This window comes from Pseudomonas sp. Sample_20 (genome assembly GCF_004307585.1).
Lineage (GTDB): Bacteria > Pseudomonadota > Gammaproteobacteria > Pseudomonadales > Pseudomonadaceae > Aquipseudomonas > Aquipseudomonas atacamensis.
Genome location: NZ_RCOA01000022.1, coordinates 38,019 through 52,427 on the forward strand (window position 1 = coordinate 38,019; position 14,409 = coordinate 52,427).

At 59.9% G+C, this 14,409-nt stretch carries 17 protein-coding genes; 1 reads left to right on the forward strand and 16 read right to left on the reverse strand.

Going from position 1 to position 14,409, the window contains the following annotated elements; all coding sequences use genetic code 11:
* Positions 1-24: 24 nt before the first annotated feature.
* The 16 genes from hisS to trmJ form a co-directional block, all read right to left on the reverse strand.
* Complete coding sequence (hisS, locus tag D8U70_RS06115; protein WP_024014212.1) at positions 25-1,314, reverse strand: histidine--tRNA ligase; 1,290 nt, start codon at positions 1,312-1,314, stop codon at positions 25-27.
* A 22-nt stretch (positions 1,315-1,336) separates the two neighbouring features.
* Positions 1,337-2,446, reverse strand: coding sequence for a flavodoxin-dependent (E)-4-hydroxy-3-methylbut-2-enyl-diphosphate synthase (ispG, locus tag D8U70_RS06120; RefSeq protein WP_016773332.1), 1,110 nt, complete (start codon positions 2,444-2,446; stop codon positions 1,337-1,339).
* Between the two features lie 3 nt (positions 2,447-2,449).
* Positions 2,450-3,469 carry a RodZ family helix-turn-helix domain-containing protein gene (locus tag D8U70_RS06125; protein ID WP_130928490.1) on the reverse strand — a complete coding sequence of 340 codons (1,020 nt, stop codon included), beginning with the start codon at positions 3,467-3,469 and terminating at the stop codon, positions 2,450-2,452.
* A complete protein-coding gene (gene pilW / locus D8U70_RS06130; protein ID WP_073473307.1) occupies positions 3,469-4,227 on the reverse strand; it encodes a type IV pilus biogenesis/stability protein PilW in 759 nt (252 codons plus the stop codon). Before pilW ends, D8U70_RS06125 begins: the two co-directional genes overlap by 1 nt.
* A gap of 12 nt (positions 4,228-4,239) precedes the next feature.
* The gene (rlmN, locus tag D8U70_RS06135; RefSeq protein ID WP_024014215.1) at positions 4,240-5,388 is read right to left on the reverse strand and encodes a 23S rRNA (adenine(2503)-C(2))-methyltransferase RlmN; all 1,149 of its coding nucleotides are present in this window, start codon (positions 5,386-5,388) and stop codon (positions 4,240-4,242) included.
* Between the two features lie 28 nt (positions 5,389-5,416).
* On the reverse strand, positions 5,417-5,842 hold the full coding sequence (gene ndk, locus D8U70_RS06140; protein WP_024014216.1) for a nucleoside-diphosphate kinase: 426 nt from the start codon (positions 5,840-5,842) through the stop codon (positions 5,417-5,419).
* Between the two features lie 87 nt (positions 5,843-5,929).
* The gene (gene iscX / locus D8U70_RS06145) at positions 5,930-6,130 is read right to left on the reverse strand and encodes a Fe-S cluster assembly protein IscX (protein WP_122507802.1); all 201 of its coding nucleotides are present in this window, start codon (positions 6,128-6,130) and stop codon (positions 5,930-5,932) included.
* A 14-nt stretch (positions 6,131-6,144) separates the two neighbouring features.
* Positions 6,145-6,486, reverse strand: coding sequence for an ISC system 2Fe-2S type ferredoxin (gene fdx / locus D8U70_RS06150; protein ID WP_076564048.1), 342 nt, complete (start codon positions 6,484-6,486; stop codon positions 6,145-6,147).
* The gene (gene hscA / locus D8U70_RS06155; protein ID WP_130928491.1) at positions 6,486-8,351 is read right to left on the reverse strand and encodes a Fe-S protein assembly chaperone HscA; all 1,866 of its coding nucleotides are present in this window, start codon (positions 8,349-8,351) and stop codon (positions 6,486-6,488) included. The genes fdx and hscA overlap by 1 nt, the downstream gene beginning before the upstream one ends.
* A gap of 46 nt (positions 8,352-8,397) precedes the next feature.
* Positions 8,398-8,919 (reverse strand): co-chaperone HscB, encoded by a 522-nt coding sequence (gene hscB / locus D8U70_RS06160; RefSeq protein ID WP_016773325.1) that lies wholly within the window; start codon positions 8,917-8,919, stop codon positions 8,398-8,400.
* An 8-nt stretch (positions 8,920-8,927) separates the two neighbouring features.
* The gene (iscA, locus tag D8U70_RS06165; protein ID WP_003227904.1) at positions 8,928-9,251 is read right to left on the reverse strand and encodes an iron-sulfur cluster assembly protein IscA; all 324 of its coding nucleotides are present in this window, start codon (positions 9,249-9,251) and stop codon (positions 8,928-8,930) included.
* Positions 9,252-9,285: 34 nt separating this feature from the next.
* Positions 9,286-9,672, reverse strand: coding sequence for a Fe-S cluster assembly scaffold IscU (gene iscU, locus D8U70_RS06170; protein WP_003227907.1), 387 nt, complete (start codon positions 9,670-9,672; stop codon positions 9,286-9,288).
* Between the two features lie 100 nt (positions 9,673-9,772).
* A complete protein-coding gene (locus tag D8U70_RS06175) occupies positions 9,773-10,987 on the reverse strand; it encodes an IscS subfamily cysteine desulfurase (protein ID WP_016773324.1) in 1,215 nt (404 codons plus the stop codon).
* 50 nt (positions 10,988-11,037) lie between these two features.
* Positions 11,038-11,529, reverse strand: coding sequence for a Fe-S cluster assembly transcriptional regulator IscR (gene iscR, locus D8U70_RS06180; RefSeq protein ID WP_016773323.1), 492 nt, complete (start codon positions 11,527-11,529; stop codon positions 11,038-11,040).
* Between the two features lie 176 nt (positions 11,530-11,705).
* Complete coding sequence (gene cysE, locus D8U70_RS06185; protein ID WP_024014221.1) at positions 11,706-12,482, reverse strand: serine O-acetyltransferase; 777 nt, start codon at positions 12,480-12,482, stop codon at positions 11,706-11,708.
* Positions 12,483-12,485: 3 nt separating this feature from the next.
* A complete protein-coding gene (gene trmJ, locus D8U70_RS06190) occupies positions 12,486-13,256 on the reverse strand; it encodes a tRNA (cytosine(32)/uridine(32)-2'-O)-methyltransferase TrmJ (RefSeq protein ID WP_041479930.1) in 771 nt (256 codons plus the stop codon).
* Positions 13,257-13,401: 145 nt separating this feature from the next.
* On the opposite strand from trmJ, the gene suhB reads away from it, so the two are divergent.
* Complete coding sequence (gene suhB / locus D8U70_RS06195) at positions 13,402-14,220, forward strand: inositol-phosphate phosphatase (protein WP_016773320.1); 819 nt, start codon at positions 13,402-13,404, stop codon at positions 14,218-14,220.
* Positions 14,221-14,409 lie beyond the last annotated feature (189 nt).

Consider the following 14,409-nt stretch of genomic DNA (forward strand, 5'->3'; position numbering starts at 1 on the left):
GCTAAATCGGCTGTTAAGACAGCTTCAACCCTGCACGACGCAGGTGGCCAGGTGAGCGGCGAGCGCATCCCAGGCAATGCTTTGTTGTTCGCCCTGGCCACGCAGGGGTTTGAAACCTACCACTTGCTGGGCCATTTCGTCGTCACCGAGGATCAATGCGTACAGCGCACCGCTCTTGTCGGCCTTCTTGAACTGGCTTTTGAAACTGCCGGCGCCGGCATTGACTTGCAGGCGCAGGTTTGGAAGTTCATCGCGAACCCGTTCGGCCAGGGCCAGACCGGCCAGCTCGGCTTCTTCACCGAAGGCGCAGAGGTAGACGTCGACCTGACGGGAAATTTCCTGCGGGATCTGCTCAAGGGTTTCGAGCATCAATACCAGACGCTCGATGCCCATGGCGAAACCGACGCCCGGGGTTGGCTTGCCGCCCATCTGCTCGACCAGACCGTCGTAACGGCCGCCCGCGCACACGGTGCCCTGGGCGCCGAGCTTGTCGGTGACCCATTCGAAAACGGTTTTGCTGTAGTAATCGAGGCCACGCACCAGTTTCGGATTGAGCACGTAAGGAATGCCGACGGCATCCAGACGCGCCTTCAGGCCTTCGAAGTGAGCGCGGGACTCGTCGTCGAGGTAATCGGCCATTTTCGGCGCATCGACCAGCACGGCCTGGGTGTCGGCATTTTTCGTGTCGAGCACGCGCAGCGGATTGGTTTTCAGACGACGCTGGCTGTCTTCGTCGAGCTTGTCGTGGTGCGCCGAGAGGTACTCGACCAGCGCTTCACGATAGCGACCACGAGATTCGCTGGTGCCGAGGCTGTTGAGTTCGAGCTTGACCGCATCACGGATGCCCAGCTCGCCCCACAGGCGCCAGGTCATGATGATCAGCTCGGCGTCGATGTCCGGACCGTCGAGGTTGAACACTTCCAGACCGATCTGGTGGAATTGGCGATAACGGCCTTTCTGCGGACGCTCGTGGCGGAACATCGGGCCTATGTACCAGAGTTTCTGCACCTGACCGCCGCCGGTGATGCCGTGCTCGAGCACTGCACGTACGCAGGCTGCGGTGCCTTCCGGGCGCAGGGTCAGCGAGTCGCCGTTGCGGTCTTCGAAGGTGTACATCTCTTTTTCGACGATATCGGTGACTTCGCCGATCGAGCGCTTGAACAGCTCGGTGAATTCGACGATGGGCATGCGGATCTGCTTGTAACCGTAGTTATCCAGCAGACGCGCCACAGTGCCTTCGAAATAACGCCACAGCGGGGTCTGTTCGGGCAGGATGTCGTTCATGCCACGAATGGCTTGCAGAGACTTGCTCACAAAATTTCCTTAATTCGTTCGATCAGCCGCGCGCGATAACGGCAGCGTCAGCTTCGACCTTTTCGGCCGCTTTCTGGCGGATCAGCTTTTCCAGCTCGTCCACGAGATTGTCATTCGTCAGCTTCTGCGACGGCTTGCCGTCGATGTAAATCAGGTTGGGCGTGCCGCCGGTCAAGCCGATATGGGCTTCCTTGGCTTCGCCGGGGCCGTTGACCACGCAACCGATGACCGCGACATCCAGCGGCACCAGCAGGTCTTCAAGGCGCCCTTCCAGCTCGTTCATGGTTTTCACCACATCGAAGTTCTGCCGCGAGCAGCTCGGGCAGGCGATGAAGTTGATGCCACGGGAACGCAGATGCAAAGACTTGAGAATGTCGTAACCGACCTTCACTTCCTCGACCGGGTCGGCCGCCAGCGAGATGCGGATAGTATCGCCAATCCCTTCGGCGAGCAGCATACCTAGGCCCACGGCGGATTTCACCGTGCCCGAACGCAAACCGCCAGCTTCAGTGATGCCGAGGTGCAGCGGCTGGACGATTTCTTTCGCCAGCAAACGGTACGCTTCGACGGCCATGAACACGTCGGAGGCCTTAACGCTGACCTTGAAGTCCTGGAAATTCAGGCGTTCGAGGTGTTCAACGTGGCGCAGCGCGGATTCAACCAGCGCCGCCGGGGTCGGCTCGCCGTATTTCTTTTGCAGGTCTTTTTCCAGCGAACCGGCGTTGACGCCGATGCGGATCGGAATGCCGCGATCACGGGCGGCATCGACCACGGCACGCACGCGGTCTTCGCGACCGATGTTGCCCGGATTGATACGCAGGCAATCCACACCCAGTTCGGCCACGCGCAAGGCGATTTTGTAGTCGAAGTGGATGTCAGCCACCAACGGCACTTTGACCAGTTGCTTGATCTTGCCGAACGCCTCGGCGGCGTCCATGTCCGGCACCGAGACGCGAACGATGTCGACGCCGGCGGCTTCCAGACGATTGATCTGCGCCACGGTCGCGGCGACGTCATTGGTGTCGCTGTTGGTCATGCTCTGCACAGCGATCGGCGCGTCGCCGCCCACCGGTACGTTGCCGACCCAGATCTTGCGCGATTCGCGACGTTTGATTGGAGATTCGCCGTGCATGACTTATTGACCCAACTTCAGGCGAGCAGTCTCGCCACTGGTGAACGGAGCGATATCGACCGGTTGGCCGTTGTAGCTGACCTGTGCTGCGCGGGCAACGCCCAGACGCACATTGAGCGGCGGTTTGCCGGAAACGCTCACGCTGTCGCCTTTATGCTTCAGACCACTGAAAATCACTTTGCCACGGCCATCGGTCACCTGTGCCCAGCAATCGCCGGTGAACTGCAAGTGCACCTGGCCTTCGCCGGCAACCGGAGCAGCTGCTTCAGCGCTTGGCGCTTGAGCAACCGGCGCGGTCGGGGCAGGTGTCGCTGGGACATTCGGCGCTGGAGTGGCCGGAGCCGCCACCACTGGCGCGGGCGTCTGTGCCGGAGCGCTTGGCGCAACTGCCGGCGCAGTTGGCTCGGTAGCTGGCGCAGCAGATTCGGCGGCGGTCGATTCGGCACTGGTTTCCGACTGCGGCAAGGCCAGCGATGTCGAACTGTCGGCCTGATTTTCGGCGACAGCCTGATCTTCCGGCTCGTCGATCGGGTGGATCTGCGTGGTGCCGTCCGCGCCTTCGACTTCGACGTGTTCCGGTGCGAGGCTGGTCAGATCGCGGGTGCGCTGCGAGGTCTGATCCTGCCACCAGACGAAACCGCCGCCGATGACCGCAATCAGCAACAACAGGCTGACGATACGCAAAATGGTGTGGGAAACCCGCACCGGCTCTTCGATACGACCGAGGGCGTGAACGTTGCTGCCCTGGGAGTCGGTGCCGGTGGACTGGTCGAATTGCTGAACCAGAACGGTCTGGTCCATGCCGAGCAATTTGGCATAGGCGCGAATGTAACCGCGAGCGAAGGTATGCCCCGGCAGCTTGTCGAAAGCGCCGGCTTCAAGATTGCTCAGGGATGTCACGGTGAGGTTGAGCTTGAGGGCCACTTCGGCCAGCGACCAGCCATTGCTTTCGCGGGCCTGGCGCAGGGTCTCACCGGGATTTACGCGATTCGCTGCTACAACTTCGGGATGCGCCGCTTTCATCATTGCTCCGACAGGTATTGCTGATATTCCGGCGTACCGGGATAGAGTCGTTTTAATTGCAGACCGTAACTGGCTGCCTTGTCGCGATCTTCAAACACTTTTGCCAGCCGAACGCCGAGCAACAGACTACGTGCATTTTGTTCGGTGAGCTGGCTGAAACGGTCGTAATAGTCACGCGCGGGCACATAATGCCTGTCTTCGAAGGACAACTCAGCCATTTCCAGCAATGCGCGCGGTTGTTGGCGGTTCAGGCGCAGCGCCTTTTCCAGCTGTTGCTGGGCCAGATCACGCTGGCCAAGCTTGGCGGCGGTCATGCCGAGATTTTCGAAGACCCGCGAGCGCTCAGGATACAGGGTATCGGCGGCCGCTTGTTCAAAACGCTCGTAGGCTTCCTTGTAGCGCTGTTCTTCGTAGAGAAAACTGCCGTAGTTGTTGAGGATGCGTGCATCGGTGGGACGTGAGGACAAGGCCTTGCGAAAGTGCTCGTCGGCCAGTGCCGGCTCCATTTCCGCCTGGAACACCAGACCGAGGGCCGCATTGGCATCGGGGTCGGAACCGTCCAGCTCCAGCGCTTTCTTCAAAGGCACCTTGGCGCGCTCGGTCATGCCCTGCTGCAGGTAGCCCAGCCCCAGCTGCACGTAGGCAGCCCGCGCTTCATCGCGGCCCTTGCTGGTCTTCATCGGGTTGTAGTCACCCGACAGGACACAACCAGCACACAGGCTGGCCAACAGCAACAGCAGCGCAAAGCGCAGGGACATAGAGATCCTCTCTTAGTTAGTGTTCGCGGCGTTCTGTGCCAGATCGCTGTCGGCGCTCAACTCGCGCACGGCGATGTAACGTTCGCTGCGACGGGTGCGATCCAGCACCTGCCCTACCAATTGACCACATGCGGCATCGATGTCTTCACCACGGGTGGTGCGCACGGTGACGTTGAAACCGGCCTGATGCAACTGATCCTGGAAGCGGCGGATGGCATTGTTGCTCGGCCGCTCGTACCCGGAGTGCGGGAACGGGTTGAATGGAATCAGGTTGATCTTGCACGGGATATCTTTAAGCAACTCGATCATTTCCACCGCGTGCTCAAGCTTGTCGTTGACGTCCTTGAGCAAGGTGTACTCGATGGTCAGCACACGTTTCTCGCCAAGGGCGGACATGTAGCGCTGGCACGACTCGAGCAGCATCTTAAGCGGATATTTCTTGTTGATCGGCACCAATTGGTTACGCAATGCGTCATTCGGTGCGTGCAGGGACAACGCCAGGGATACGTCGATGTGCTTGGCCAGCTCATCGATCATCGGCACCACGCCCGAGGTGGACAGGGTCACGCGGCGCTTGGAGATCCCGTAGCCGAGGTCATCCATCATCAGATGCATGGCGGCGACGACGTTGTCGAAGTTCAGCAACGGCTCGCCCATGCCCATCATCACCACGTTGGTGATAGCGCGGTCGACGGTGGCCGGGACGCTGCCGAAAGATTTGTTGGCAATCCACACCTGACCGATGACTTCGGCGGCGGTGAGGTTGCTGTTGAAGCCTTGCTTGCCGGTGGAGCAGAAACTGCAATCCAGGGCACAGCCTGCCTGGGACGAAACGCACAGAGTGCCGCGCTTGCCCTGGGGAATGTACACGGTCTCGACGCAGCTGCCGGACGCCACGCGCACCACCCACTTACGGGTGCCGTCGCTGGAGATGTCCTCGCTGACCACTTCCGGACCACGCACTTCAGCAATGGCCTTGAGCTTGTCGCGCAAGGCTTTGCTGACGTTCGTCATGGCGTCGAAATCATCGACGCCAAAGTGGTGAATCCATTTCATTACCTGACCGGCACGGAAACGCTTCTCCCCGATTGAGTCGAAGAATTTTTCCATTTCCGGCTGGGTCAGACCCAGCAGGTTTGTTTTAACAGTCGATGTAGTCATGGATTCACCTTCACTCTGCAAGCAATGCTTAGCGAGTGGTTACTTCAGTAGCTGCGAAGAAGTAAGCGATTTCGCGAGCGGCAGCAGCTTCGGAGTCCGAACCGTGAACGGCGTTGGCGTCGATCGATTCAGCGAAGTCAGCACGGATGGTGCCGGCAGCAGCTTCTTTAGGGTTGGTAGCGCCCATCAGCTCACGGTTGCGAGCGATAGCGTTTTCGCCTTCCAGAACCTGAACGACAACCGGACCGGAAGTCATGAATGCAACCAGGTCACCGAAGAAACCGCGCTCGCTGTGCTCAGCGTAGAAGCCTTCGGCTTCGGCTTTGGACAGTTGCTTCAGTTTCGAAGCTACAACGCGCAGGCCAGCGTCTTCGAAGCGAGTGGTGATCTTGCCGATCACGTTTTTAGCAACGGCGTCAGGCTTGATGATGGAGAAAGTACGTTGAACAGCCATGGTGTAACTCCAGAAACGGTAATTTGCGAAAAATTAAACCCGCGAATTATACGCGGGTTCTTGGGTATTGCCTAACCTGCGAGACGATCAGTCCAATTCTGCGGCCCAAAGGGTCTGGACCGCTTCCAACACCTTCTCGCCAACGCGACCAGAGGTGTCGTCAAAATCGGGGAGTGACTTGATCATCTGCTGCAGTTTGACGAAACCAACAGAATACGGATCGGTACCCGGGTGGGCCTCGGCCAGCTCTTCTGCAATGCGTTGAACATCATTCCAACCGTAGCTCATGACAGTCTTACCAGTCAGTGCGGCGCTTCGGCCGCATGGTTAAGCGAATATTTCGGAATCTCGACGGTGAGGTCTTCCTCACCGACGATGGCCTGGCAAGCCAGACGTGATTGCGCCTCAAGGCCCCAGGCACGGTCGAGGAAGTCTTCTTCCAGCTCGTCGGCCTCTTCCAGCGAGTTGAAACCCTCGCGGATGATGCAATGGCACGTGGTGCAGGCGCAGACGCCGCCGCACGCGCTTTCCATCTCGATATGGTGTTCGTGGGCCAGTTCGAGAATCGATGTGCCGGGCGCAGCCTCGACCACCATGCCTTCAGGGCAGAACTTCTCGTGGGGCAGAAAAATGACCTGGGGCATCAGATATCCTCGATTTCATTCAGGTTGCGCCCCGACAGAGCGGCTTTCACCGTCAGATCCATGCGGCGGGCAGCAAAAGCATCGGTCACTTGCGACAGACGTTTGGTCTGCTGCTCGATGGCGTAACCATCGGTACCTTTCATCAGTTCGGCCAGTTCCTGCATTTGCAGTTCGATGACCATGCGCTCTTCGGCGTCGAGCAGACGCTCGCCATCGGCCTCCAGCGCGCCCTGCACCGCTTCGAGCAGGCGCTGGGCATCGACTTGCTGCTCACGCAGAACGCGGGCGACCTTGTCGTCATTGGCATGCTGGAACGAATCCTTGAGCATCTTGGCGATTTCGCCATCGGTCAGACCATAGGAAGGTTTGACCTGAATGCTCGCCTCAACGCCCGAGCCCAATTCACGGGCAGACACGCTGAGCAGACCGTCGGCATCGACCTGGAAGGTCACGCGAATTTTCGCCGCACCGGCCACCATCGCCGGAATGCCGCGCAATTCGAAGCGCGCCAGAGAGCGGCAATCGCTGATCAGCTCGCGCTCACCCTGCAACACGTGGATCGCCATGGCCGACTGGCCGTCTTTATACGTGGTGAAATCCTGAGCGCGGGCGACGGGAATGGTGGTGTTGCGCGGAATCACCTTTTCCATCAGACCGCCCATGGTTTCCAAACCAAGGGAAAGCGGAATCACGTCGAGCAGCAGCAGTTCGCCGCCATCGCGTTTGTTGCCAGCCAGCGTATCAGCCTGGATCGCGGCCCCGATGGCCACCACTTGATCCGGGTCGATTTCCGTCAATGGCTGACGACCGAAGGCTTCGGCAACGGCTTCACGAACACGTGGCACGCGGGTCGAACCGCCGACCATGACCACGGCGTGCACGTCTTCCAGTTCTATACCGGAATCGCGAACCGCGCGGCGGCAGGCTTTCAGACTGCGCGCGACCATTGGCTCGATCAGCGCATCGAAGGCTTCGCGGGTCAGCGGCGCTTTCCAGTCGCCGTAGGCCACCTCAACGCTGGCGGCGTCGGTCAAAGCTTCTTTGGCCGCACAGGCAGTTTGCAGCAGATTGCGCTGTGCGCCCGGATCGAGATCGGCGGACAGGCCAGCACTCTCGATGATCCAGCCGGCAATCGCATGATCGAAGTCATCGCCGCCCAGCGCGCTGTCGCCGCCAGTGGCCAGAACTTCGAAAACGCCGCCAGTCAGACGCAGAATCGAAATATCGAAGGTACCGCCACCAAGGTCATAAATTGCAACCAGGCCTTCAGCGTGTTGATCCAGACCGTACGCTACAGCGGCAGCAGTCGGCTCGTTGAGCAGACGCAACACGTTCAGACCGGCGAGTTTGGCAGCGTCTTTGGTGGCCTGACGCTGCGCATCGTCGAAGTAGGCAGGAACGGTGATTACCGCACCAACCAGTTCGCCACCCAAGGTCGCTTCAGCGCGCTGACGCAGGACCTTGAGGATATCCGCGGAGACTTCAACCGGGCTTTTCGGGCCTTGCACGGTATCGATGAACGGCATGTGCGATTCGCCGCCGACAAAGCGGTACGGCAGTTGCTCGCCCAATTGCTTGACGTCGGACAGACCACGACCCATCAAGCGCTTGACCGAGAGCACGGTGTTCAGGGGATCGGAGGCTGCCGCCAGCTTGGCGGGCTCACCGACTTCGACGCGGTCGGCGTGATAACGCACGGCGGACGGCAGGATGACCTGCCCGTTGGCGTCGGCCAGCGGTTCGGAAAGACCACTGCGCAGCGCAGCGACCAGCGAATTGGTAGTACCCAAGTCGATGCCCACAGCCAGACGACGCTGGTGCGGTTGAGGACTTTGGCCGGGTTCGGCGATCTGCAGTAGAGCCATGGTGATCAGGTCTTGTCTGTCAGCGTGCAATCAGGGCAGCACTGGGTTAATCGTCGAGGCGCTCTTCCAGCTGGCGCACTTCGTAGGTGAGCTTGTCGAGGAACTGCATGCGTCGCATCAGGCGTTCGGCCTGCTCGCGTTGCGCTGCATCATCCCAACAGGCTGCGAAGCTTTCGTTGAGCTGCTCCTGAGCCGCCTTCAAGCGACGCTTGAACACGGCGACACCGTCGAGGTCGGCACTGTCCTGCAGATCTTCGAGCTCTTCGCGCCATTGCATCTGCTGCAGAAGGAATTCGGGATCGTGGACGGTGACTTCCATCGGCACTTCATGCCCGCTGATTTTCAGCAGGTAGCGTGCGCGCTGGGCCGGGCTCTTGAGCGTCTGGTAGGCGTCGTTGAGCCGCGCCGATTGCTCGAGTGCCGAGCGCTGCTCGCGCTCGGATGCATCGGCAAAACGGTCAGGATGGACGCCGCGCGCCAACTCACGGTAGCGCGTGGCCAACTGCTCGAGATCCAGGCGGAAGCTCGGTTGCAGCTCGAATAAAGCAAAATGACAAGGAATACCCACGACCAGCCTCAGATGTTGAAGCTTTCGCCGCAGCCACATTCACCGCGCACGTTGGGGTTGTTGAACTTGAAGCCTTCGTTCAACCCTTCCTTGACGAAGTCGAGCTCGGTGCCGTCCAGGTAGGCCAGGCTTTTCGGGTCGATGATCACTTTTTCGCCGTGACTCTCGAACACCTGATCTTCCGCCACTACCTCGTCGACAAACTCCAGCACGTAGGCAAGGCCGGAACAGCCTGTGGTGCGAACACCCAGACGAATCCCTTCACCTTTGCCGCGCCCATCGAGGGAGCGCCGCACGTGTCGAGCAGCCGCTTCTGTCATGCTGATAGCCATCGTTGACTCCTTACTCGTCGCCGAATCTTGAAATTCAGATCAAGCCTTTCTTCTGCTTGTAGTCGCGAACAGCCGCTTTGATAGCGTCTTCAGCGAGCACGGAGCAGTGGATTTTCACTGGCGGCAAAGCCAGTTCTTCGGCCAGCTGAGTGTTCTTGATGGTTTCGGCTTCGTCCAGGGTCTTGCCCTTCATCCACTCGGTAGCGAGGGAGCTGGAGGCGATTGCCGAACCGCAACCGTAGGTCTTGAACTTGGCGTCTTCGATAACGCCCTGATCGTTGACCTTGATCTGCAGACGCATCACGTCGCCGCACGCCGGAGCGCCGACCATGCCGGTGCCGACATCAGGATCTTCCGCGTTCATCTTGCCGACGTTGCGCGGGTTTTCGTAGTGGTCGATGACCTTTTCGCTGTAAGCCATGATTCTCAATCCTCACTCATCAGGGCCGCTCTTGAGACCCTGCAACTGCGCTGCGTTAACGCCGCGTCGCTACAGGATCTGTATCCGGCGGCTTCTATAGTTAGTGTGCCGCCCACTCGATTTTCGAGATATCGACGCCGTCTTTGTACATGTCCCACAGCGGCGACAGAGCGCGCAGCTTGGTAACGGCCTCGCAGACTTTCTGCGCGGCGTAGTCGATTTCTTCTTCGGTGGTGAAACGGCCGAAGGTAAAGCGGATCGAGCTGTGTGCCAGTTCGTCGTTGCGGCCCAGGGCGCGCAGTACGTACGAAGGCTCCAGCGACGCCGAGGTGCAGGCCGAACCGGACGATACCGCCAGATCCTTGAGCGCCATGATCAGCGACTCGCCTTCAACGTAGTTGAAGCTCAGGTTCAGGTTGTGCGGAACGCGGGCGGTCAGGCTGCCGTTGACGTACAGCTCTTCCAGGTGCTCGACCTGCTTGTAGAAGCGATCGCTCAAGGCTTTGATGCGCACGTTTTCAGCGGCCATGTCTTCCTTGGCTACGCGGAACGCTTCGCCCATGCCGACGATCTGGTGGGTCGCCAGGGTGCCGGAACGCATGCCGCGCTCGTGACCGCCGCCGTGCATGGTCGCTTCGATGCGCACACGCGGCTTGCGGCTGACGTACAGCGCGCCGATGCCTTTAGGGCCATAAGTCTTGTGGGCGGAGAACGACATCATGTCGACTTTCAGCTTCTGCAGATCGATTTCGACCTTGCCAGTGGACTGAGCCGCGTCGACATGGAACAGCACGCCTTTGGCGCGCAGCATTTCGCCGATGGCAGCGATGTCGTTGATGGTGCCGATTTCGTTGTTGACGTGCATCACCGACACCAGAATGGTGTCTTCGCGCAGTGCGGCGTCAATCATTGCCGGGGTGATCAGACCGTCTTCGGTCGGCTCGAGGTAGGTCACTTCGAAACCTTCACGCTCCAGCTGGCGCATGGTGTCGAGGACAGCCTTGTGCTCGATCTTGCTGGTAATCAGGTGCTTGCCCTTGGAGGCGTAGAAATGTGCCGCGCCCTTGATCGCCAGGTTGTCGGATTCGGTGGCACCGGAGGTCCAGACGATTTCGCGCGGGTCGGCATTGACCAGATCGGCCACCTGACGACGGGCGTTTTCGACGGACTCTTCAGCCTTCCAGCCGAACACGTGGGAGCGGGACGCCGGGTTACCGAAGTTTCCGTCGACCAGCAGGCATTCACTCATTTTCTGCGCAACGCGCGGATCAACCGGGGTGGTTGCAGAGTAATCAAGGTAAATCGGCAATTTCATGGACTATCTCCTAAATCAGGGCTGGCGTGCCGCGGGTAGCTCTTCGGCTGTCATTCGACGGCGGACGCTTCAATCTTGTCCAGGCGTGGCGCCTTGCTGCTGCAACGGCGCTGGTCCTGACGCTGGGCCACTTCTTGTACCTCACGGCGAGTCACAAGGTCGGCCAAGCTGATACCGCTCAGAAATTCGTGAATCTGCAGGCTCAAGTCGCACCACAGGTGATGGGTCAGGCAGGTATCACCGGAATGGCAATCGCCCTGGCCCTGGCACTTGGTGGCATCGACCGATTCGTTCACCGCATCGATCACCTGGGCGACCTGGATGCCCTGCATGTCGCGGGACAACTGGTAGCCACCACCCGGACCGCGAACGCTGGAAACCAGGTTGCTGCGGCGCAGCTTGGCGAACAGCTGTTCGAGGTAGGACAGGGAGATGCCTTGGCGCTCGGAGATATCGGCCAGAGACACCGGCCCGTGCTGCGCGTGCAACGCCAGGTCAAGCATGGCGGTCACGGCGTATCGGCCTTTTGTAGTCAGTCGCATGGACAGTTACCACGGAGTTCGGAATGGGCGGGAGTATGCAATTCCCGAGCATTTAAGTCAACTATAAGACCTAGTGCTTTAGTCGGGTTTACCCGCAAAAGAGCGCGCGCACTATAGCAAAGACGGGGCGCGGACAGCCAGCGCAACCGCGTGCTCGCGAAAAGCAGCGCCGCGGTTCAGCCGGCTTTCGATTCGTCCTTGCCCTTGACGCAAGCGAAATCTTCTTCGCGCAGCTCAGGCAGATCTTTCGCACAGTAATTGCTGCCCAGATCCTTCAGCGCGCCGCACATGCCTTCCAGGCGCCCGTCCACTGCTTGCAGATGATCGAGCAATTGGCCGATGGCGCGGGCCACCGGGTCAGGCATGTCTTCGCTGACACCGTAGGCGTCGAAACCGATCTTTTCCGCCATGGCTTTGCGCTTGGCGTCCTGCTCTTCATCGGTCTTGACGATGATCCGCCCCGGAATCCCCACCACCGTGGCGCCCGGCGGCACTTCCTTGGTGACCACAGCGTTGGAGCCGACTTTGGCGCCGGCACCCACCGTGAACGGACCGAGAACCTTGGCCCCGGCACCGACTACAACGCCGTCTCCGAGAGTCGGGTGGCGCTTGCCTTTGTTCCAGCTGGTGCCGCCGAGGGTCACGCCTTGATAGATGGTGACGTCGTCGCCGATCTCGGCGGTTTCACCAATAACGATGCCCATGCCGTGGTCAATGAAGAAACGCCGACCGACCTTGGCGCCCGGATGAATCTCGATCCCGGTCAGCCAGCGACCGAAGTTCGACACCAGTCGCGCCAGCCACTTCAACTCGTTGCGCCAGAGCATGCCGGCCAGACGATGAATCCAGATCGCATGCATGCCGGGGTAGCAGGTCAGGACTTCAAAAGCGTTACGCGCCGCCGGGTCTCGATGGAATACGCTTTGGATATCTTCACGCAAACGCTCAAACATCATTTAATCCTTCCGCTTTAGAAGCTCGCCACGGGCCGCTTTCTGGGTTTCCGTGAGGATGCCACGCAAAATATTCATTTCCGCCCGGCTGACCGAGCTGCGTCCGTACAACCGGCGCAGGCGCGCCATCAAGTGCCGAGGCTTTTCCGGGTCGAGGAATTCGATGGCAACCAGCGTCTGCTCCAGGTGCTCGTAGAATCGCTCCAGCTCATCCATGGTCGCCAGCTCGGCGCTTTTCACCGAGGCCACTTCTTCTTTCTCGACCTTGCTCGGCTGACCCTGTGCGGCCAGCCAAGCCATGCGCACTTCATAACTCAACACCTGCACCGCCGCCCCGAGGTTCAGCGAACTGAAGGTCGGGTCGGAAGGGATGTGCACGTGAAAATGACATCGCTGCAGCTCTTCGTTGGTCAGGCCGGAATCTTCACGGCCGAACACCAAAGCGATCTCGGCGCCCTGCCCGGCTTCCTCGACCACCTTGTTGCCGCATTCGCGCGGGTCCAGCAGTGGCCAGGGAATGCGCCGGTCGCGGGCGCTGGTGCCGAGCACCAGATTGCAGCCGACCAGAGCATCTTCCAAGGTGGCGACGACTTGCGCGTTTTCAAGGATGTCACCGGCACCAGAGGCGCGGGCATCGGCCTCGTGGTGCGGGAAGACCCGCGGATCGACCAGCACCAGTCGCGACAGACCCATGTTTTTCATGGCGCGCGCGGCCCCGCCGATGTTGCCGGGGTGGCTGGTGTTGACCAGGACGACACGAATGTTCTGCAGCAAGGGAGGCGCTCTCGGACACAGGAAAGGGGGGCAAATCTTACAGAACAGCCTACCGTTAAGCTATGAAAGCGAACAGCGTCCTTCACCTGAAGAAAAGTTCTGATAGAATGCGCGGCTTTCTTTAACAACCTTAGGTGACACATCCATGCAGCCCATGCTGAATATCGCGCTGCGCGCCGCCCGCAGCGCCAGTGAACTGATCTTCCGCTCCATCGAGCGCCTGGATACCATCAAGGTCGACGAAAAAGACGCCAAGGATTACGTATCCGAGGTCGATCGCGCCGCTGAACAGAAAATCATCGATGCCCTGCGCAAGGCTTACCCGAATCACTCGATTCAGGGTGAAGAAACCGGCCTGCACGCTGGCACCGGCATCGAAGGCGAAGAGTACCTGTGGATCATCGATCCGCTGGACGGCACCACCAACTTCCTCCGTGGCATTCCGCACTTTGCAGTGAGCATTGCCTGCAAATATCGTGGTCGCCTGGAACACGCAGTGGTTCTGGACCCGGTCCGCCAGGAAGAATTCACCGCCAGCCGTGGTCGCGGCGCTCAACTGAACGGTCGTCGTCTGCGCGTCAGTGGTCGCACCAGCCTCGACGGCGCTCTGCTCGGCACTGGCTTCCCGTTCCGTGACGATCAGATGGACAACCTCGACAACTACCTGGGCATGTTCCGCGCTCTGGTTGGCCAGACTGCCGGCATCCGCCGCGCCGGTTCGGCGAGCCTGGACCTGGCTTACGTAGCTGCCGGTCGTTTCGATGCGTTCTGGGAATCGGGCCTGTCCGAGTGGGACATGGCTGCAGGCGCCCTGCTGATTCAAGAAGCCGGCGGCCTGGTGAGCGACTTCACCGGCGGTCACGACTTCCTGGAAAAAGGCCACATCGTTGCCGGCAACACCAAATGCTTCAAGGCAGTGCTGACGGCGATCCAGCCGCACCTGCCGGCCTCGCTGAAGCGCTAAGCTTTACGCGAAACCAAAAAGCACCCTTCGGGGTGCTTTTTTTGTGCCTGCAATTCCAAACAGCACAATTCCCTGTGGGAGCGAGCCTGCTCGCGAATGGGCGTGCCAGCAAAGGAACTATCAACTGTTGGACCGTATTCGCGAGCAGGCTCGCTCCCACATAGGGTCATGGGTAGCCCTGAAACGCGG

What these genes read in the sequence shown, in the direction of transcription:
- iscU (WP_003227907.1), bottom strand. Translation starts at nt 9,672, where the DNA reads ATGGCTTACAGCGAAAAGGTCATCGACCACTACGAAAACCCGCGCAAC.
- iscA (WP_003227904.1), bottom strand. Translation starts at nt 9,251, where the DNA reads ATGGCTATCAGCATGACAGAAGCGGCTGCTCGACACGTGCGGCGCTCC.
- hscA (WP_130928491.1), bottom strand. Translation starts at nt 8,351, where the DNA reads ATGGCTCTACTGCAGATCGCCGAACCCGGCCAAAGTCCTCAACCGCAC.
- cysE (WP_024014221.1), bottom strand. Translation starts at nt 12,482, where the DNA reads ATGTTTGAGCGTTTGCGTGAAGATATCCAAAGCGTATTCCATCGAGAC.
- ispG (WP_016773332.1), bottom strand. Translation starts at nt 2,446, where the DNA reads ATGCACGGCGAATCTCCAATCAAACGTCGCGAATCGCGCAAGATCTGG.
- pilW (WP_073473307.1), bottom strand. Translation starts at nt 4,227, where the DNA reads ATGTCCCTGCGCTTTGCGCTGCTGTTGCTGTTGGCCAGCCTGTGTGCT.
- iscR (WP_016773323.1), bottom strand. Translation starts at nt 11,529, where the DNA reads ATGCGACTGACTACAAAAGGCCGATACGCCGTGACCGCCATGCTTGAC.
- D8U70_RS06125 (WP_130928490.1), bottom strand. Translation starts at nt 3,469, where the DNA reads ATGAAAGCGGCGCATCCCGAAGTTGTAGCAGCGAATCGCGTAAATCCC.
- iscX (WP_122507802.1), bottom strand. Translation starts at nt 6,130, where the DNA reads ATGAGCTACGGTTGGAATGATGTTCAACGCATTGCAGAAGAGCTGGCC.
- fdx (WP_076564048.1), bottom strand. Translation starts at nt 6,486, where the DNA reads ATGCCCCAGGTCATTTTTCTGCCCCACGAGAAGTTCTGCCCTGAAGGC.
- rlmN (WP_024014215.1), bottom strand. Translation starts at nt 5,388, where the DNA reads ATGACTACATCGACTGTTAAAACAAACCTGCTGGGTCTGACCCAGCCG.
- ndk (WP_024014216.1), bottom strand. Translation starts at nt 5,842, where the DNA reads ATGGCTGTTCAACGTACTTTCTCCATCATCAAGCCTGACGCCGTTGCT.
- suhB (WP_016773320.1), top strand. Translation starts at nt 13,402, where the DNA reads ATGCAGCCCATGCTGAATATCGCGCTGCGCGCCGCCCGCAGCGCCAGT.
- D8U70_RS06175 (WP_016773324.1), bottom strand. Translation starts at nt 10,987, where the DNA reads ATGAAATTGCCGATTTACCTTGATTACTCTGCAACCACCCCGGTTGAT.